The 19,242-nt window shown below is 60.0% G+C and carries 16 protein-coding genes; 6 read left to right on the top strand and 10 right to left on the bottom strand.

Going from position 1 to position 19,242, the window contains the following annotated elements; translation table 11 throughout:
• Positions 1-6: 6 nt before the first annotated feature.
• Both ACYZTZ_RS15105 and ACYZTZ_RS15100 read right to left on the bottom strand, forming a co-directional pair.
• Positions 7-1,491 (bottom strand): DHA2 family efflux MFS transporter permease subunit, encoded by a 1,485-nt coding sequence (locus tag ACYZTZ_RS15105; RefSeq protein ID WP_461998791.1) that lies wholly within the window; start codon positions 1,489-1,491, stop codon positions 7-9.
• The gene (locus tag ACYZTZ_RS15100) at positions 1,491-2,627 is read right to left on the bottom strand and encodes an HlyD family secretion protein (protein ID WP_461998790.1); all 1,137 of its coding nucleotides are present in this window, start codon (positions 2,625-2,627) and stop codon (positions 1,491-1,493) included. The genes ACYZTZ_RS15105 and ACYZTZ_RS15100 overlap by 1 nt, the downstream gene beginning before the upstream one ends.
• A gap of 226 nt (positions 2,628-2,853) precedes the next feature.
• On the opposite strand from ACYZTZ_RS15100, the gene ACYZTZ_RS15095 reads away from it, so the two are divergent.
• Positions 2,854-3,480, top strand: a complete 627-nt coding sequence (locus ACYZTZ_RS15095) for a TetR/AcrR family transcriptional regulator (RefSeq protein WP_461998789.1) — start codon at positions 2,854-2,856, stop codon at positions 3,478-3,480.
• An 8-nt stretch (positions 3,481-3,488) separates the two neighbouring features.
• The gene (mug, locus tag ACYZTZ_RS15090; protein WP_461998788.1) at positions 3,489-4,010 is read left to right on the top strand and encodes a G/U mismatch-specific DNA glycosylase; all 522 of its coding nucleotides are present in this window, start codon (positions 3,489-3,491) and stop codon (positions 4,008-4,010) included.
• Here the strand turns inward: mug and yghX are convergent.
• The 6 genes from yghX to glcD all read right to left on the bottom strand — a co-directional run bounded on the left by yghX (position 4,007) and on the right by glcD (position 11,606).
• A complete protein-coding gene (yghX, locus tag ACYZTZ_RS15085) occupies positions 4,007-4,894 on the bottom strand; it encodes a YghX family hydrolase (RefSeq protein WP_461998787.1) in 888 nt (295 codons plus the stop codon). The genes mug and yghX overlap by 4 nt on opposite strands.
• A gap of 269 nt (positions 4,895-5,163) precedes the next feature.
• The gene (locus ACYZTZ_RS15080; RefSeq protein WP_461998786.1) at positions 5,164-7,344 is read right to left on the bottom strand and encodes a malate synthase G; all 2,181 of its coding nucleotides are present in this window, start codon (positions 7,342-7,344) and stop codon (positions 5,164-5,166) included.
• A 55-nt stretch (positions 7,345-7,399) separates the two neighbouring features.
• The gene (locus ACYZTZ_RS15075; RefSeq protein WP_008157093.1) at positions 7,400-7,801 is read right to left on the bottom strand and encodes a heme-binding protein; all 402 of its coding nucleotides are present in this window, start codon (positions 7,799-7,801) and stop codon (positions 7,400-7,402) included.
• Between the two features lie 20 nt (positions 7,802-7,821).
• On the bottom strand, positions 7,822-9,039 hold the full coding sequence (gene glcF, locus ACYZTZ_RS15070; protein WP_461998785.1) for a glycolate oxidase subunit GlcF: 1,218 nt from the start codon (positions 9,037-9,039) through the stop codon (positions 7,822-7,824).
• Positions 9,040-9,042: 3 nt separating this feature from the next.
• Positions 9,043-10,107, bottom strand: coding sequence for a glycolate oxidase subunit GlcE (glcE, locus tag ACYZTZ_RS15065; protein ID WP_461998784.1), 1,065 nt, complete (start codon positions 10,105-10,107; stop codon positions 9,043-9,045).
• Positions 10,107-11,606: a glycolate oxidase subunit GlcD gene (gene glcD, locus ACYZTZ_RS15060; RefSeq protein ID WP_461998783.1), complete on the bottom strand. Its 1,500-nt coding sequence runs from the start codon at positions 11,604-11,606 to the stop codon at positions 10,107-10,109. Before glcD ends, glcE begins: the two co-directional genes overlap by 1 nt.
• Before the next feature lie 234 nt (positions 11,607-11,840).
• Between glcD and glcC the strand changes: the two genes are divergently transcribed.
• Positions 11,841-12,608 (top strand): transcriptional regulator GlcC, encoded by a 768-nt coding sequence (gene glcC, locus ACYZTZ_RS15055; protein WP_461998782.1) that lies wholly within the window; start codon positions 11,841-11,843, stop codon positions 12,606-12,608.
• A gap of 840 nt (positions 12,609-13,448) precedes the next feature.
• Here glcC and ACYZTZ_RS15050 read toward each other — a convergent pair.
• Entirely contained in the window at positions 13,449-15,212 is a 1,764-nt protein-coding gene (locus ACYZTZ_RS15050) for an L-lactate permease (protein WP_461998781.1), read from the bottom strand.
• 172 nt (positions 15,213-15,384) lie between these two features.
• Between ACYZTZ_RS15050 and ACYZTZ_RS15045 the strand changes: the two genes are divergently transcribed.
• The 3 genes from ACYZTZ_RS15045 to ACYZTZ_RS15035 all read left to right on the top strand — a co-directional run bounded on the left by ACYZTZ_RS15045 (position 15,385) and on the right by ACYZTZ_RS15035 (position 18,130).
• Positions 15,385-15,621: a hypothetical protein gene (locus ACYZTZ_RS15045; RefSeq protein ID WP_046049268.1), complete on the top strand. Its 237-nt coding sequence runs from the start codon at positions 15,385-15,387 to the stop codon at positions 15,619-15,621.
• Between the two features lie 42 nt (positions 15,622-15,663).
• Positions 15,664-16,101 (top strand): DUF1801 domain-containing protein, encoded by a 438-nt coding sequence (locus ACYZTZ_RS15040; RefSeq protein WP_462000678.1) that lies wholly within the window; start codon positions 15,664-15,666, stop codon positions 16,099-16,101.
• Positions 16,102-16,726: 625 nt separating this feature from the next.
• Positions 16,727-18,130, top strand: coding sequence for an MFS transporter (locus ACYZTZ_RS15035; protein WP_056745201.1), 1,404 nt, complete (start codon positions 16,727-16,729; stop codon positions 18,128-18,130).
• Positions 18,131-18,187: 57 nt separating this feature from the next.
• Here the strand turns inward: ACYZTZ_RS15035 and ACYZTZ_RS15030 are convergent, their stop codons facing one another.
• The gene (locus tag ACYZTZ_RS15030) at positions 18,188-19,114 is read right to left on the bottom strand and encodes a sugar ABC transporter substrate-binding protein (protein ID WP_056745199.1); all 927 of its coding nucleotides are present in this window, start codon (positions 19,112-19,114) and stop codon (positions 18,188-18,190) included.
• Positions 19,115-19,242 lie beyond the last annotated feature (128 nt).

Genomic DNA, 19,242 nt, shown 5'->3' with positions numbered 1-19,242 from the left:
CGAAAACTAGTTGGTCGGAACGGGCTTGCGAAGAAAGACAACCAGTGGGCTGACCACCAGCATCGCGAACATCAAAATCTTGAACTGGTCGACCACCGCGATAAACGCTGCCTGGCCGGTGATCATTTCGTTGAGCCCCGCCAGTGCTTGCAGGGACGTCGGCGCGGAGTGTGCAGCGGCGCGATACGGCGTCAGGTTACTGGCCAGCGCCATGTGCATCGCTTGCGTGTTGTTGAAGAAGAACAGCTGCACAATCGCAACGCCGAGGGTGCTGCCGTACACGCGTGACAGATTGAAAAGACCGGTGCCTTCGGGGCGTAACGTCGGGTCGAGCGTGCTGAACGCGACCTTGGTCAGCGACGGCATCAGCATGCCGATGCCAATCCCCTGGATTGCACCCGCCACCGCCACGGGCGACCAGTCCATCAACGGCGAATAGCCGAGCATCAGCCAGTTGGCATAAATCACCACGGCGACGCCTGCCGCCACAAACAGTCGACGGTCGAAACGCTCGGGCACACGGCCCATCAACAGGAACGCACCGACCAGCCCGATCCCGCGCGGAATCGTCAGGGAGCCCGTGGTGTCAGGCGGATAGCCGAGAATCTCGTCGAGCATCGGCGAGGTCAGCGCCATGGTCGACAACAGCACGAAACCCACGGCGAAGAAGATCACCGTCGACAGCACGAAGTTGCGGTCGTTGAACAAACGTTTGTTGAGGAAATGCACCTTCGCGGTCAGCACATGCACAGCGAACAGGTAGAGCCCCAGTGCACAGCCGATCGCTTCCAGCCAGATCTCGGTCGAGGAAAACCAGTCCAGGCGTTCACCACGGTCGAGCAACATTTGCAGGCTGATCAAACCCAGCGTGAAGCTACCGAAACCAAAGAAGTCGAACGATGGACGTTTCTCGGCCTTTTTCTCGGCAAGCAACAGCGCCATCACCAGGAAGATAAACGCCGACAGCGGAAGGCTGATGTAGAAGATCGGGCGCCATCCGAAATGTTCGCCAACCCAACCTCCGATGCTCGGGCCGCTGACGATGCCGAACAGCACGATGGCCGTCCACGTCGCGCCAAATTTCGCACGCTTCTCGAGTGACAATGTCTCCAGCGCAATCGCCATCGACAACGGTGCCAGCACGCCACTCGCCAAGCCTTGAATAATGCGCGCGCCAACGAATTCCAGCGGCGTCGTTGCCTGCGTGGCGAGCAGCAAGCCAAGGACGAAGAAGGCCAGCGCGGTTTGATAAACCCGCTTCAAGCCATAGCGCCCGGCGAGCCATTGCGCAATCGGCATCGTGATGGCGCTCGCCGCGAGGTACGAGGTGAATATCCAGCCAGCCTGGTCGTCGGTCATCGACAGGCTGCCTTGAATCAACCTGAGTACCGCATTCGGAAGCGGCAGGTTCGCCGACTGCATATAGGTAGCGAGCAGCGCGGCGAACCTTAACGTTCCCGCACTTTGAGGTCCGGCAAGATTGGCGTTCATCAGAAGTTACCTGCGGTCAACAGCGCTTTAAGCGGATGCCACCAAGGCGTGCGATACCGGGTATCAACCTTGACCGTGGCGCTGGTGCCCGAGAAAAGGGGCCGGGCAGGGTCCCTCTCATCGAGTTCGAGACGGACCGGTACACGCTGCACAACCTTGACCCAGTTGCCGGTCGCGTTTTCAGGCGGCAGCAGGGCGAAGTCCGATCCGGCACCGGGGCTCATGCTGGTCACGTGGGCCTTGAAGATGTGATCAGGATACGTATCGATACTGATGGTCGCTTCCTGGCCTGGACGCATGTGGGTCACGTCGGTTTCGCGAAAGTTGGCCTCAACCCAGATCTCGCGATCGGACAGCAGCGCAAAGGCTGGCGCACCGTTGTTGACGTAGTTGCCCACCTGCAAGTCGTCGACCTTGGCCACGATGCCATCGTCCGGCGCATACACCGTCGCGTACGAGAGATACAGCTGCGCCTCGTCGAGCTGAGCCTTGGCCTCGCGAACCGTCGGGTGACTATCGGCTTCGATGTTTGGATTACCGTTCAAGGCAACGACCGTGCTGGCGATCTGTTGTTCGACCGACGCGATCCGTTGCCGGGCAACTTTAAGGTCGGTGTCGGCGCGCTCGTAAATGGCGCGCGAGACGAACTCGGTAGCGACCAGCGCTTTCTTGCGGGCAAACTCCCGCTGGTCGAAATCAGCCGACTCTTTGGCCGATTGCAGTTCAGCCTGCTGCTGGCGGTAGCTGGCCTTGAGGCCATCGATGCGCAGCCGCGCAACGCTCAGTTGTGCTTGTGCACGGTCAACGGCGATCTGCAGCGGTTTCGGGTCGATCCGAAACAGAATCTGGCCCTTGTGAACAGGCTGGTTGTCCTCGACGGCGATCTCGACAACTTGCCCGGAAATGCGCGCGTTGATCGATGCCTTCGCCACTCGGGCGTAAGCGTTATCGGTCGAAACAAAGGGCTCGCCCGCTACATAGTGGGCGTACCCAACCGCAGCGAAAAGGAGAGGAAAACCCACCATCAGCACTGGCCGTAATTTCTCTTTTAACGGCTTTTTGATGGGCAAGTCAGACGGGTTCGGCCCTGGATGCTCGAAGGTCTGTGTAGCTGGGATGTCGAACTGTTTGGTCATGATCGAATGCACCTATTAACCGGGAAGACGGGCTAACACCCACAAAAACAGCCATACCGTGTGCGGTCAGGAGGATCGCTCCGCCGCCTCTGTTTCGTCGCCGCAATACCCAGTTCGAGCTCCGCTACAACAAACCTCAAAGCCAAGGAATTTCTGGTTCCTTAATTTTGTGCGATGGTGTAAGAATATCCCCCGAGCTCATTTTTATTCAAGGATTTTGTACGGCATGGCACAAAAAAAGATCACAGAAGCGAAAGGCCGCGGCCGTCCGCGCGCGTATGACCCGCAGACAGCGCTGTTGCAGGCACTTGATGTTTTTTGGAGTACCGGATATTCCGGCGCTTCTCTGGACAGCATCGCCACGGCAGCCGGCATGAATCGCCCAAGCCTCTATGCGGCGTTCGGCGACAAGCACGCGCTCTATATCAAAGCGCTTGAGCAGTATTGGGATTTCGCCGCTGCGGCCATGCAGGAGGCGCTGACGGACAGCGAACTGACCTTGAGCCAGGCGTTGATGCGGTTTTATGAGGGGCAGTTGTCGATCTACTTCTCGGGTGACGGCCAGCCGCGTGGGTGCTTTGCGATCGGCACGGCGACGACCGAAGCCGTCGAGGACTCTGAAATTCGAGACGTGCTGTCGGACCGGCTCAGCAGGCTCGATGCCGATCTCGAAACGCGTCTGCGAACGGCCATCAGTTCCGGCGAATTGAAAGGCGATGTCGACCCCGCAGCCCTTGCCGTACTCGCGTCATCCCTGCTGCATAGCATTTCCATACGTGCGCGGGCGGGCAAATCCCGCGCTGAGTTGACCGAGCTTGCCCGCAGTGCGGTCAACGTGATCTGCGGTGTGTGAGGTTTACGGTGAGTGAAGGACTCGACGATATTCTTGCCGAACAGCTAGCCGTGATTTTTTGTGGCATCAACCCAGGCATGACTGCCGCTGCCCAAGGCCACCATTTTGCGGGCCGGGGCAATCGCTTCTGGCGCACGCTCCATCTCGCCGGCTTTACGCCTGAGGAGGTGCGCCCGGAAAACGATCGGACGATCTTGCAGTATCAGTGTGGATTAACGGCCGTGGTGGAGCGGCCGACGGCGCGAGCGGATCAGTTGTCTGCCCATGAATTCATCGCTGCCGCTGCGGACTTTGAACAAAAAATCGTGCGTCATGCGCCACGCTTTGTGGCGTTTCTCGGTAAAGCGGCGTATTGCGCGCTATCCGGCCAACGAGACATTGCATGGGGGCTTCAGCCAAAAACCTTCGGCAATGCCTCGGTATGGATCCTTCCCAATCCCAGGGGGAGAAATCGCGCGTTCACCCTTGGTCAACTGGTGGGCGCGTACCGCCAACTCTATTTGGCAACAGGCGAGCAACCTCACCATTAAGCCAGGTACCGTCGAAACCACCCGAGCGTCCGGTCCCAGGCCAGCTTGGCCGCGGCCTCATCGTATCGAGGCGTGGAGTCGTTATGGAAACCATGATTGGCCCCGGGGTAGATGTACGCTTCATACGTCTTGCCCGCAGCTTTCAGTGCCTTCTCATAGGCGGGCCAGCCTTCGTTGATGCGCGTATCCAGTTCGCCGTAGTGAAGCATCACCGGCGCCTTGATGCGGGCGACATCCTTGGTCTCTGGCTGTCGGCCATAAAAAGACACGGCAGCCGCCAGTTCTGGATAAGCCACGGCCGCCGCATTGACGACGCCACCGCCGTAACAGAACCCGGTGATCCCGACTTTTCCAGTGGTCGCGTCATGCTTCATCAACCACTCGATGGCGGCGAAAAAGTCGTTCATGAGCTTTTCCGGGTCGACGGTCGCCTGCAGCTCCCGGCCTTTTTCATCGTTGCCAGGATAGCCGCCCACCGACGTCAGGCCATCAGGGGCGAGGGCGATGAATCCAGCCTTGGCCACACGCCGCGCGACGTCTTCGATGTACGGGTTGAGCCCGCGATTTTCATGCACAACCACCACCGCCGGCACCTTGCCGGTAGCTTTCGCCGGGCGCACCAGATAGCCGCGGACCTGCCCGTTGCCCTTGGGGGATGGATAGGTGATGTATTCCGCGACGATGTCCGGGTCGGTAAATTCCACCTGCTCGGCGAGCGCATAATTCGGACTCAGCGCGGCGAGGAGCGCGCTGGCGGTCAAACCGCCCAAGGTGAACAGCGCCGCACGATCCAGAAACTCTCGCCGGTTGATCTTGCCGTGGGCGTAGTAGTCGTACAGTTCGAGCAGTTCCGGAGCAAAGTCTTTCGCAGTGAGACGGGTCATCTGTGCGCTTCCTCTTGGGCGGGCCGATTGCTCTGTCGGTTGGACAGGGTGGGCGATACCTGTCGAGCGTAGCTGTTCACAAAAAAAGAGGCCGGAGCCTCTAATGCTGATCAGTTAAGGATTTGAACACCGCGATCCTTGTGGGAGCGAGCTTGCTCGCGATAGCGGACTGGCAGACAACGTATGTGCTGAATGTAAGACCGCTATCGCGAGCAAGCTCGCTCCCACAGGTTCTGCATTGGCCGGGACTCTTCTTTTGTCCCCTCTACTTACGCCCTCGACTGCTTATACACGCGTCGGAATTTATGCAGCAGCGGTTCGGTGTAGCCATTGGGTTGTGCGCATCCCTCGAACACCAGTGCGCAGGCCGCTTGAAACGCAACCGACTGCTCGAAGTCCGGCGCCATAGGCGTGTAGATCGGATCACCGGCGTTCTGCTCATCGACGACCTGCGCCATACGCTGCAAAATCTCGACGACCTGATCCTGGGTGATCACCCCGTGTCGCAGCCAGTTGGCCATGTGTTGGCTGGATATGCGCAAGGTCGCGCGATCTTCCATCAAGCCCACGTTATGGATGTCGGGTACCTTCGAGCAGCCGATGCCTTGTTCGACCCAACGCACCACATACCCCAGCAAGCCTTGTGCATTGTTTTCGACTTCCTGACGAATCTCATCGGCCGACCAGGACGGGGCGGTGACGACCGGCACGCTGAGCAAACCGTCCAGAAGTGCCGGGCTGGCGGCACCGAAGTCCGTTGTTTCAAGGGACTCCTGCACCGAGCGCACGTTGACCTGATGGTAATGCAGCGCGTGCAAAGTGGCGGCGGTCGGCGAGGGCACCCACGCGGTATTCGCGCCCGCTTTCGGGTGGGCGATTTTTTGCTTGAGCATATCGGCCATCCGGTCCGGCATGGCCCACATGCCTTTACCGATCTGCGCCCGCCCACGCAATCCACAGTCCAGGCCGACAAGCACGTTGTTACGTTCGTAGGCCTCGATCCACGCGGTGTTTTTCATGTCGCCCTTGCGCAGCATTGCGCCCGCTTCCATGGCGGTGTGCATCTCGTCGCCGGTGCGATCGAGAAAACCGGTGTTGATGAACGCGACCCGAGAGGAAGCTGCCGCGATGCAGGCCTTGAGGTTGACGCTGGTGCGCCGCTCCTCGTCCATGATGCCCATTTTCAACGTATGACGTTCGAGCTGGAGCAGGTTTTCGATGCGGCTGAACAATTGCTCGGCGAAGGCCACTTCGGCGGGGCCGTGCATTTTCGGTTTGACGATGTAGACGCTGCCGGTCCGGGAGTTGCCGTGACGTTGCAGGTCATGCAGGGCAATCAGGCTGGTGACGACGCCGTCGAGAATGCCTTCCGGGATTTCCAGTCCGCCTTTGTCGAGAATCGCCGGGCTGGTCATCAGGTGTCCGACGTTGCGGATGAACAGCAACGACCGCCCGTGCAGCGACAGTGAGTTGCCATCGGCCGCAGTGTACTCGCGGTCCGGGTTCAGCCGCCGAGTGATGGTTTTACCGTTTTTCTCCAGGTCCTCTTTCAGGTCGCCCTTCATCAAACCTAGCCAGTTGCGGTACACCTGCACCTTGTCATCGGCGTCGACCGCCGCGACCGAGTCTTCACAATCAATGATGGTCGAGAGTGCTGCCTCAATCAGCAGATCCTTGACCCCAGCGGCGTCAGCCTGACCGATGACGCTCTGCCGATCGATCTGAATTTCGACGTGCAGATCGTTGTTTTTCAGCAGAATGGCCGTGGGTTCAGCGAGTGAACCCTGATAGCCGATGTACTGCGCGGCGTTCGATAAACTGGCTTGGCTGCCGTCTTTGAAGGTGGCTTCCAGTGTGCCGTTGTCGATCTGGTAGCGCGCCACCTCGGCATGGGAACCACTGCTCAAGGGGAATGCCTGATCCAGGAAGGCGCGGGCAAAAGCGATGACTTTCGCCCCGCGCACGGGATTGTAAGTCCGGCCCGGTTCGGCGCCGCCGTCATTGGAAATCACATCGGTACCGTAGAGCGCGTCGTACAGCGATCCCCAGCGCGCATTCGCGGCATTCAGCGCATAACGCGCGTTGACGGCCGGGACAACCAATTGCGGTCCGGCCTGCACACTGATCTCTGTATCGACGTTGGTGGTGCTGACCTTGACGTCTGCGGGTTGCGGTTGCAGGTAACCAATACCGCTCAGGAAGTTGCGATAAGCCGGCATGTCCGTCACCGGCCCCGGATGGGCGCGGTGCCAGGTGTCCAGTTCGGTTTGCAGGCGATCGCGTTCAACCAGCAGCGCGCGGTTGATAGGTGCCAGTTCATGCACCAGTGCGGCGAAACCACCCCAGAACGCTTGAGGGCCCAGGCCGGTTCCCGGCAGCACGTCCAGATCAACGAAACGTTGCAAGACAGGCGCGACCGTGAGGCCTTGGCAGTTCACGAAATCGGTCACTTTTTGCATCTCCATCACACAGTGTTATCGAGCGCTAAACCGCGCCCGGCTCAATTCAGTTCAGGCATTGCGCGCCGGCTTTGGCCACTTGTGCGTCCTGCTCGGCTTTGACACCGGACACCCCGACCGCGCCGATCACCTGGCCGTCGACGATGATCGGCACGCCACCCTCAAGGGACGTCAGCAATGGCGCGGACAAAAAGGCGTGGCGCCCGCCATTGACCATCTCTTCATAGCCCTTGGATTCACGCCGACCCAGGGCCGAAGTGCGGGCCTTTTCGGTGGCGATGTAGGCGCCAATCGGAGCGCAACCGTCTAGGCGCTCGAGAGCCAGGGGATGGCCACCGTCATCGACAATCACGATGGTCACGGCCCATTGGTTGTTCTGCGCTTCGGTGCGTGCCGCCGCGAGGATTTGGCTGACTTCGGTCTGGCTCAGTACGGCTTTGCTTTTCATGGGGACTCTCCAGTGCTCGATTAGGGTAAGGCGGCTTCGACCAGTTCGATCCAGTGCCTGACAGGGGTTCGGCCCGCACCGTCGAGGTGGGACTGACAGCCGATATTGGCCGTGACAATGACTTCGGGATGTCCGCTTTCCAGCGCATTGAGCTTGTTGTCGCGCAGTTGCCGGGACAGTTCGGGTTGGGTCAGCGAATAGGTGCCCGCCGAGCCGCAGCACAGGTGACTGTCGGCAACAGGCGTGAGGTTGAAGCCCAGACTGGTCAGAATAGCTTCAACCGCACCGCCCAGTTTCTGCGCGTGCTGCAAGGTGCAGGGGCAATGAAAGGCCAGGCGTTGAGCGCTGTGGATACCGAGCTTTTCCAGCGGCTCGTCGCGCAGCACTTCGACCAGATCCTTGGCCAGCGCGCTGACCTTTTTCGCCTTCTCGGCATAGGCCGGATCGGTGCTGAGCAGGTGGCCATAATCTTTGATAAAGGCGCCGCAACCGCTGGCGGTTTGCACGATGGCTTCGGCACCGTTTTCAATGCTCGGCCACCACGCATCGATATTGCGGCGGGCGCGATCCAGACCGGCCGCCTGAGCGTCGAGGTGATAATCCACGGCGCCGCAACAGCCCGCCTCGCGGGTCGGCGTGACGCTGATCCCCAGTCGATCCAGTACTCGGGCGGCGGCCGCGTTGGTATTGGGCGACAGACTCGGTTGCACGCAACCTTCAAGCATCAGCACCTGCCGGGTGTGGCGAGTGACCGGGCGCGGTTTGGCCGGATAGACGCGGCGAGGCAACTTTATCTGCAAAGTGTTGGGCAACAGCGCCCGGAACACCTGACCGCTGCTGACCAGCCCTTTGAACAGCGCAGGATTGGGCACGACGCTGCGCAGCCCTTCGCGCAACAGGCGCTGACCGAGTGGGCGCGGCACCGCCGCATCGACCACCGCCCGGCCAATGTCCAGCAAGTTGTGGTAGTCGACACCGGAAGGGCAGGTGGTTTCGCAGTTACGGCACGACAGGCAGCGATCCAGGTGTTGTTGGGTCTTTTGCGTGACTTCGTTGCCTTCCAGAACCTGCTTGATCAGGTAGATGCGGCCCCGCGGTCCGTCCAGTTCATCACCGAGCAATTGATAGGTCGGGCAGGTGGCATTGCAGAAACCGCAGTGCACGCAGGTGCGCAAGATGCTTTCGGCTTCTTCGGCGCGGGGCAGTTGGCGGGCGTGTTCGCTCAAAGTGGTCTGCATGGGTCAAAGCTCCGCGTACAGGCGCCCGGGGTTGAAGATGCCCCGGGGATCGAGTTGTTGCTTCAAGTTCCGGTGGTAGCGCATCAATGCGGCAGGCAACGGTTGGAACGGGCTGTCGATCAGACCATGGGTATAGCAGGTCACATGCCCGCCGACTTCTTCGACGATCGAGCGAATGAAACCTGCCTCTGCGTCGGATTTGAGCCAGCGCTGGGCACCGCCCCAATCGAGCAACTGACGGCCAGGCAGGGAAAGCCGAGGCGTGTTGTGAGGAACGGACAGGCGCCAAAGTGCCTGGTCCTCATCGAAGAAGCTCAATCGATGTTCGTTGAGATCCTCCCAATAGGAAGCGTCCAGCAACTCGCCGCCGAGTCGGTCATGAGCCGCCGCCACCGAGCCTTCGCCACCCTCAAGCCGCAGGTGCAGGCGCTGCCCATCGTGGCACGCGGCGCTGATCGGCAGCGGCTGTTGCCCCCATTCGGCGAGGCGCAGTAAGGCGCGATCGCTGTCCATTTCCAGTCTGATGCTTAAAGCTTGACGCGGCTTGGGCAGAACCTTGAGCGAGACTTCGGTCACCACGCCGAGCGAGCCGTAACTGCCGGCCATCAAGCGCGACAGGTCGTAACCGGCGACGTTTTTCATGACTTCGCCACCGAAGCGCAAATGCTTGCCGTGGCCGGTGATGACCCGTGTTCCGAGGACGAAGTCCCTGACGGACCCAGACCAAGGACGCCGTGGCCCCGACAGCCCGCTGGCGATCATGCCGCCGACAGTCGCGCCGTCGCCGAAGGAGGGCGGTTCGCAGGGCAACATCTGCTGTGCCGCGTCCAACACTTCAGCCAGTTCTGCCAACGGGGTACCGCAGCGGGCGGTGATCACCAGCTCGGTCGGGTCGTAGCTGACGATGCCTCGGTGGCTGCGCGTGTCGAGCACTTCGCCCGCCACGATGCGCCCAAGAAATGCCTTGCTGTTGGAGCCTTGAATGCGTAACGGCGTAGCATTTTGCAGCGCCTGGTTGACCTGTTCCAGCAGCGAGGCGCTGTCGTCGATATCGTGTTCGCTGCGCATCAGAAACGCTCCAGTTCAGGGAAGGGTAGCTGACCCATGTGAACATGCATGGCGCCGAACTCGGCGCATCGATGCAGCGTCGGAATGTTCTTGCCGGGGTTGAGCAGGCCGCTCGGATCGAAGGCGGCTTTGACGGCATGGAACACGGTCAATTCATCGCTATTGAACTGCGCGCACATCTGATTGATTTTCTCCCGGCCCACGCCGTGTTCACCGGTAATGCTGCCGCCGACCTTCACGCACAATTCGAGGATCTTGCCGCCCAGGGCTTCGGCGCGATCGAGCTCGCCCGGTTGGTTGGCATCGAACAGAATCAGCGGGTGCATGTTGCCGTCACCGGCGTGAAAAACGTTGGCCACCCGCAGGCCGTACTCGGCCGACAACGCGGCGATCGCCTGCAGCACACCGGGCAACTCGCGACGCGGAATCGTCCCGTCCATGCAGTAATAATCCGGAGAGAGACGGCCCACCGCCGGGAAGGCATTCTTGCGTCCTGCCCAGAAGCGCACGCGTTCGGCTTCATCTTTGGCCTGGCGCACTTCGGTGGCGCCGGCCTGTTCCAGCACCTGGCGTACGCGGTCGCAGTCATCATGAACGTCGGCTTCAACGCCATCGAGCTCACACAACAGAATGGCTTCGGCGTCGACCGGATAGCCGGCGTGGATAAAGTCTTCGGCGGCGCGAATGGCCAGGTTGTCCATCATTTCCAGGCCACCGGGGATGATGCCGGCGGCAATAATGTCACCGACCGCACGGCCGGCCTTCTCGACGGAATCGAATGCCGCCAGCAGCACTTTGGCGGTCTGGGGTTTGGGCAGCAGTTTGACCGTGACCTCGGTGATGACACCGAGCATGCCTTCGGAACCGGTGAACAACGCCAGCAAATCGAAGCCCGGAGAATCGAGCGCCTGGGAACCCAGGGTCAGGTGTTCGCCGTCGACGGTGAGGATGTCGACCTTGAGCAGGTTGTGCACGGTCAGCCCGTACTTCAGGCAATGCACGCCACCGGCGTTTTCCGCCACATTACCGCCGATTGAACAAGCGATCTGCGAGGAAGGGTCCGGCGCGTAGTACAAGCCAAACGGCGCAGCAGCCTGGGAAATCGCCAGGTTGCGCACCCCCGGCTGAACCCTAGCCGTGCGGGCAGCGGGGTCGATGTGCAGAATAGAGTTGAAGCGCGCCATCACCAGCAGCACGCCTTTTTCCAACGGCAAGGCGCCGCCAGATAAACCGGTGCCGGCACCGCGGGCGACCACCGCGACCTGCCGCTCATGGCAGAGTCGAAGCACGCCTTGCACCTCGTCAATGTGGCGCGGCAGCACCACCAGCATCGGCGTGGTGCGGTAAGCAGAAAGTCCGTCGCATTCGTACGGTTTGAGCTCTTCCTGTTGATGCAGGACTTCCAGATCCGGCCACTGCGTTTGCAGGGCTTGCAGCAGGGCAGTTTTGTCGACGTCAGGCAGGACGCCGTCGACGCGTTCATCGTAAAGAATGTTCATAGTCGGTTGACGACCCTCAGTTGTTTTTATAGGAGGTCTGTGTCCGTTTACCACTGACTTGCATCATTGGCCTGAGGCGTTCTACTGTCTATGTGTTGTTTGGCTGGTCGAACCAGTTTTTTATTCGATGGTTTTTTATTGGTGTAAAAAAACAGTTTTAAAACATAAGCTTATGTTTGTGTTTGAACATTTGTGGTTTTGGTGGCGAGGCTGGTCATACCAGTTGGAGAGTCGATGGAAAGGGCAGAAACGAGCCGTAATCCGCAAGTCGCAGACGTGGTCTGTGAACGCATAGAACGGCTGATCGTGGACGGGGTGCTCAAGACCGGGCAACTGTTGCCGTCGGAGTGTCGTCTGACCGAAAAACTCGGCGTTTCCCGCACGGCACTTCGCGAGGGCCTGAAGCTGTTGCGCGCTCGCGGGATTATCAAGACAGAGCAGGGCAAAGGTTCATTTGTGGCCGACCTTTCGGGTCACGGTGCCGCGTCACCGTTGATGCACTTGTTCAGCTCACAGCCACGCACGCTTTACGATTTGTTCGAGGTTCGCAGCCTGCTCGAAGGCGAATCCGCACGCCTGGCGGCGTTGCGCGGGACCGACGCCGACTTTGTCCTCATCACCCGCAGCTACGAGGCGTTGCTCAATGCTCACAGCCGTTCGCTGGAGGCGTCCGAACATGCCCGGCTCGATCATGCGTTTCACCTGGCGATTTGCGAGGCCTCGCACAATCCGGTGCTGGTGCAGACCTTGCGCTCACTGACGGACTTGCTGCTGAGCACGGTGTTTGCCTCGGTCAATAACCTTTATCACCGCGAGCCACAAAAGCGTCAGATCGACCGTCAACATGCACGGCTCTACAACGCCGTCACCGGCCGAATGCCGGAACAAGCACGCAAGGCGGCCATCGCGCATATCCAGAGCATCTGCGAGAACCTCAAGGAAATCGAAAGCGAGGAACAACGATTGGTTCGGGCCACGCTGCGACTTGAGGGGTGGGCGTAAGGGCCCGGTCTTTAGACGTAGCTACAGGGGGGCTTTGATTGGGGTGTTTATCCGTTTCTGCGGTCACGGCTGCTGGCGGTTTCGCTTTTACAGCGAGTCACTTTGGAAAAGAACCCCAAAGTAACCAAAGGGTTCTTGCCCCTTTCGTTCGGTGCCTCGCTGTGGCTCGGCATGCCCTCGCTCCGGTCCTGCTCCGTGGGCCCGCCGCCATCGGCCATCCATGGCCGGGGGCGGCTAACCCGGCATCCATGCCGGGTTGCCCACTGCGCAGAACCTCCACTCGGCCTCTCGAGGGGGCGAGTACCGCAAAAACACTGCGAGGCGGCCTCCCGGCCGGCCTGTCTCTTCAAAGCGTACGCATTCCCCCTGTGGGAGCGAGCCTGCTCGCGATGAAGCCCTGTCAGTCGACATCAATGTTGAATGTAAGTCCGCCTTCGCGAGCAGGCTCGCTCCCACAGTTGGATTTTTGGCAGGCATGACATAAGTGTCCACCGCCAATGACCTTGACAGACATCAGGTCGGCTATCAGGCCGCCTCGCGTTGGCTCTTGATCTTGATCTGCCCCGTCGGAAGGCCGAGCGCAGGTTCTGCGCAGTGGGCACCGCGGCAAGGATGCCGCGGTAGCCGCCCCCGGCCATGGATGGCCGATGGCGGCGGGCCCACGGAGCAGGACCGGAGCGAGGGCATGCCGAGCCAAGGCGAGGCACCGTACGTCAGGGGCAAAAGCGTTTGGTTACTTGGCGCTTTTCCAAGTGACCCGCCGTCAGGGCGGAACCCTAAGTCGCCATCACCGCAGAAACGGATATGCCCCCCATCCCATCCCACCCCGAACTACATCAATCAATGCCCCCCAACAACCATATGACTGAACGGCGCCACATACGCCTGCAACGTCACCAAACCACCGACCAGAATGGCCAGGATGATCGAGTGGAAAAACACATAACGCAGGATCTCCCCCTCATGCCCATACCAGCGCGTGGCGGTCGAGGCCACCACGATCGACTGCGCGTCGACCATCTTGCCCATGACCCCGCCGGAACTGTTGGCGGCAGCCATCAACACCGGGCTGAGGCCCAGTTGCTCGGCGGTCACCCGTTGCAAGCCGCCGAACAGCACGTTGGACGCCGTGTCCGAGCCGGTCAACGCCACGCCGAGCCAGCCGAGCAGGGTGCCGAACATGGGGTAGAAAATGCCCGTCGCGGCGAAGGCCAGGCCCATGGTCGCGTCCAGACCCGAATAACGGGTGAGGAAACCGAGGGCGAGCATGGCGGTAATGGTGATCAGTGAATAGCGCACCACCCACAGCGTTCGCAGGTACTGGTGGATCAGTTGAGGAATGGAATAACCCATCAGCAACCCGCCGAGGATCGCCGACAGCAGGATGCCGCTACCGGTGCTGGTGAACCAGGTGAACTTGTAGACTGCGTCCTCGGTTTTAGGCGCGGGCACCACCGGCGGAACCTTCTCGATCTGCTGGTGAATCGTGGTGAACGTCACGACCGGGGCGAAGATCGGGTTTGCTTCGCGCATCGGTTTGCCTTGAGGGTCGAGCTTGGCCGAGTGGGTGGCCGGATCAATCGCCGGGCGGGTATCGAACATGTTTTTGAAACCCTGGGTGCCCCAGGCAAACACGAACACGGTGAGGATGATCCACGGCATCCACGCGCGCATTACCGCAGGCTTGGCATCGCTGGCAAAGGTCGCGCTGGCGACGGGTTTTTCGTCATGCTCTTCGGCTATTTTGGAGTTGTCGACGCGCCCGGACAGCGCGGCGGAGGTGTGCACGGTGGCCGGTTTCCAGACCCTGAGGAAGCCGGTCAGGCAGGCCATGGAAATCAGCGCGGCGATCACGTCCACCAGCATCGGTCCGTGGTAGTTGGACACCAGGAACTGCGGCACGGCGAAACTGACCCCGGCCACCAGAATCGCCGGCCAGATTTCCAGCATCTTGCGCCAGCCGGCGAAGGCCCAGATCAACCAGAACGGCACGATCACCGAGAAGAACGGCAATTGCCGGCCGACCATCATCGACAGCTCCATTTCATCTAGCCCGGTCACCTTGGCCAGGGTGATGATCGGCGTGCCCAGCGCACCGAACGCCACGGGCGCGGTGTTGGCGATCAACGCTAGGCCAGACGCGGCCAGAGGCGAGAAGCCCAGCCCGATCAGAATCGCCCCGGTCACCGCCACCGGCGTGCCGAATCCGGCAGCCCCTTCGAAGAAAGCACCGAAGCAGAAGGCAATCAGCAGCAGTTGCAGGCGTCGATCGTCTGTGATGCGCGCCAGGGAATCCTGCAGCACTTTGAACGAGCCGTTCTCGGTGGTCAGCCGATGCAGGAAGATGATGTTGAGCACAATCCAGCCTATGGGCAGCAAGCCGTTGGCGGCGCCGTAAAGTGCGGCCGAGCCAGCCATGTTCGCCGGCATGCCGAAGGCGAAGATCGCGATCACCAGTGCAGACGCGAGGGCCATCAATGCGGCCAGATGCGCCTTGACATGGAAAAACGCCAGGGCTGCCAACATCACCACGACCGGCACTGCTGCCATGAGGGTTGAAAGTATCGGGTTACCGAACGGATCGTAGATTTGCTGCCAGACCATGTTCCACCTCTGCTTTTTATTGTTGGGAGTGCAGACCCCGTGGGGGCGGTGGCTTCTAGTATAGGTGGCATTACGCCGCTGTCCTGGCAGGCCTTTGAGTGGGCCGTACTGAGCTAACATGGCCAATGGGTAAATGTGCTACTCGGACTTCAACGACGGGAGAAATGCAGCCATGACTGAACGCCATATGCACCACAAGGAAACGCTGTCGAACGGATGCAAGATCGAGGTCAAAACCGAGATCTTGAAGGACGGCTCACTGGGGATGTTCATCGGTGTTTACCGGCCGGACGGCACGGCCATTTTTGAGGACCATGATCCAAAACCGCATCTGCTGGACATGGAGGCTGCCTTTGACTGGGGGATCGAAAAGGCCAAGACCCTCGGCAACAGTCAAAAAACGCTGTAAAGCCCGGTTTTGGACACCCTCATGAAGCAGGCGACAACCACCATGAAGAAAGAGCAGGTCGGTGCAAAGGAAGAAGAGGGAGGCGTTTCGGCCACTCAGCTGATAGACGCGAGAATCAAGGAGCTGGGCGATTGGCGAGGCGAGACGCTCGCTCGGGTCCGAACGCTCATCCAGCAGGCCGACCCCGACGTGGTCGAGGAATGGAAGTGGCGGGGCGTTCCAGTGTGGTCGCACGCCGGAATCATCTGCACCGGTGAGACCTACAAGCAGGTCGTGAAGCTGACGTTCGCCAAGGGCGCCTCGCTGGACGACCCTTCAGGCCTTTTCAACGCCAGCCTCGAAGGCAACACCCGACGTGCCATTGATTTGCATGAGGGCGACACGCCCGATGAGAAAGCCTTGAAGGCGCTCATTCTCGCTGCCGTGGCGCTCAACACATCGACAGCGGCCGCTCGCACCAAACCGGCTGCGAAATCCTGATCCGTCTTCGCCGACCTGGCAGTCGAAAACCACTCTGACGAGATGACTGCTATCGATGTCTCTCGTCATGAGCTTTTTAAGTGCGTTGTCGTACAACAATGTTTAATCTTCAAAACCTTCATATCTCGCTGACAACACCCGATACATCCCAGCGCTAACTGGCCCACAGACTACGTCCTCTGGACCTGATCGAATTTCTATCGAGCAGCCTTTGTCGAGACGAACGGCTGTTTTTTCAGATTGACAGCCCGGTAGTGAACTCGATATAAAAGGCGCAGTTGTACGACGACAGACGATCACCGACTGTTGAACCCTAAAAATAAAAAAGAGTGTCGGCCTATCATGAACACAACCCGCCCGCGCATCGCCCTGAATGCCGCTTCCTATGGTTCGACCTTGACTGCTTGCCCATCCCCACAGTCAGGCCTGTTGCATACGACTGTCCCACCAAACGCCCGATAGCTCTTGCCAAATGTCCGACTCCAGCCACTGAGCATGGAGTACCCATTTTCGAGCCCGCAATACAGTGGTGTGGACTCATCGCGTTTTGGCGATGCTCTACGACACAATCGATCTCGCTTGAAACCGAGAGATCATCACCATAATCCAACAATAAAGTGATGCCATGAATCTGAACGAGCCCATCAATCCGCAACGAATCGGCCAGGCCGTCGGCAAGTACCGCTGGACGATTTGCGCGCTGTTGTTTTTTGCCACCACCGTCAATTACCTGGACCGCCAGGTACTGAGTCTGTTGGCGCCGGATCTGTCGACGCAATTTGGCTGGAGTAACACCGATTACGCGAACATCGCCTCCGTCTTTCAGTTTGTGTACGCGATTTCCATGCTGTTCGCCGGCCGCTTCGTTGACAAGATCGGCACCAAGACCGCCTATGTGGTAGCGATCGGCATCTGGTCGACCGGCGCGATCATGCACGCCTTTGCGGTGCCGATGGGCGAGGGTATTGCCGGCATCAGCAGCGCCTTGGGCCTTGCCGTCATCCCGGTTTCGATCGCAGGTTTCATGCTGTCGCGCGCCGTGCTGGCGATCGGCGAAGCGGGTAACTTCCCGATTGCGATCAAGGCCACCGCCGAATATTTCCCGAAGAAGGAGCGTTCCTTCGCCACCGGTATCTTCAACTCCGGCGCCAATGTGGGCGCGGTCCTGGCACCGATCTGCGTGCCGCTGATCGCCGGTATATGGGGCTGGGAAGCGGCGTTCATCGTGATCGGTGCGTTGGGTTTCGTCTGGGTGGCGGTATGGATTGCGCTGTACGAAAAACCTGAGCAGCAAAAGCGTCTGTCGGTGCAAGAGCTGGCCTACATCCGCAGCGATCAGGGCGCACAAGCGCTCACCGGCACAGACTCGGGTGCAGCTGCCAAAAAAGTATCGTGGTTCAAGTTGCTGACCTACCGCCAGACGTGGGCCTTTGCCTTCGGCAAGTTCATGACCGACGGCGTCTGGTGGTTTTTCCTGTTCTGGCTTCCGACCTATCTGTCGGCGCAATACGGCATGAAAGGCCAGGCCATCGTGTTACCACTGGCCGTGTTGTACAGCATGACCATGGTGGGCAGCATCGGCGGCGGCTGGTTCCCGAGCTATTTCATGTCACGCGGCGATGCGCCGTATGACGGCCGTATGAAAGCCATGCTGGTGATCGCCTTCTTCCCGCTGCTGGTGCTGCTGGCGCAGCCATTCGGTTACATCAGTTTCTGGGTGCCGGTGCTGCTGATCGGCGTCGGCGCATCGGCGCACCAGGCGTGGTCGTGCAACATCTTCACCACCGTGTCTGACATGTTCCCGCAAAAATCCATCGCGTCGGTGGTCGGCATTGGCGGTTTGGCCGGCGGCTTGGGCGGCGTGGTGATGACCAAGACCGGCGGTTGGGTGATCGACCATTACAAACTGATCGGCGATATCCATACCGGCTACATGATCATGTTTGCCATCTGTGCGCTGGCCTATCTGGTGGCGTGGAGCGTGATGAAGGCGCTGGTGCCGCGCCATAAGGAAATCACCGACCTGTAAACGGCGACGCGATTGACCTGCTGACGTCCTGTCGGCAGGTCATGCGCCTGTTTGACGCTATTTGTAGCGTTGCTCAAACACGGCCACTTGCTCCGGCATGATCAGCTGGAAGGGCACCCAGACATCCGTCTCGACCGGCTCCCCTTTGATCATTTTGATGGCCGCTTGCAGCGCGCTCGTCGCTTGCGCTTTGGGGTCTTGAAATACCGAGGCGACGAGCATCCCGCGCTTGATGGCCGCCAGGCCGTCGGGCAGGCCGTCGATACCGACAATCGCAATCTCGCCCTTGGCTTTGCCGGCTTGCTGCAATGCCATGGCGGCGCCGATGGCCATCTCGTCATTGTTGGCAACGATGGCATCAAAACTGGTGCCCGCCAGCAGCCAGTTGCTGGTCAGGTCCATCCCTTTGTTGCGCTGCCATTCGGCACTTTGTTGTTCGACGATCTTGATCCCCGGATAGTCCTTGAGTACCTGTTTGACGCCTTCGGTACGGTCGTGCGTGGAGTTTTGCGCCAGGTCGCCCATGATGATCGCGATGTTGCCTTTGCCCCCCAGCTTGTCGGCCAGATAGCGCATCTGCAGTTGCCCGGCCTCAATGTCATTGGACGCCACCGTGACCACGCCTTTGGGCAGGACACGCTCATCCGGGTGGCGGTTGACGTAGACCAGCGGTGTCTTCGCCTCGACGGCGGCGCGCGTCATGTTGGCGGTGGCGGCGGTGTCCACCGGCAAGACGATGACGGCATCCACTTTCTGGCTGAGGAAGCCCTCGACCTGATTGAGCTGGCGAACCACATCACCCTGGGCGTCCTCGAACTGGATCTGGACATTCTCCTTTTTCGCGGCCTCTTCCAGGCCGCTGCGCACGTAGGTCATGAAGTTGTCATCGACCCTGGCAATGCTGACGCCGATGCGATAGCTGGCGGCGGCCCATTGGCTGAACAGTAGTAACAGCGTGGCAAAAAGCAGTGTGCAACGACGCATGATGGTTTTCCTTTTTTGTTATGAGTTGAAATTCATCAAGTTCAGTCAGTCAAGCCGTAATGCGATCTGTAGCAGCTGTCGAGCTTGCGAGGCTGCGTTCGGTTCGGGCCGCGTTCGGACGAAGCAGT

The sequence above is a fragment of the Pseudomonas sp. LB3P58 genome (assembly GCF_054897895.1).
This window is presented reverse-complemented; position numbering and strand designations above follow the sequence as displayed.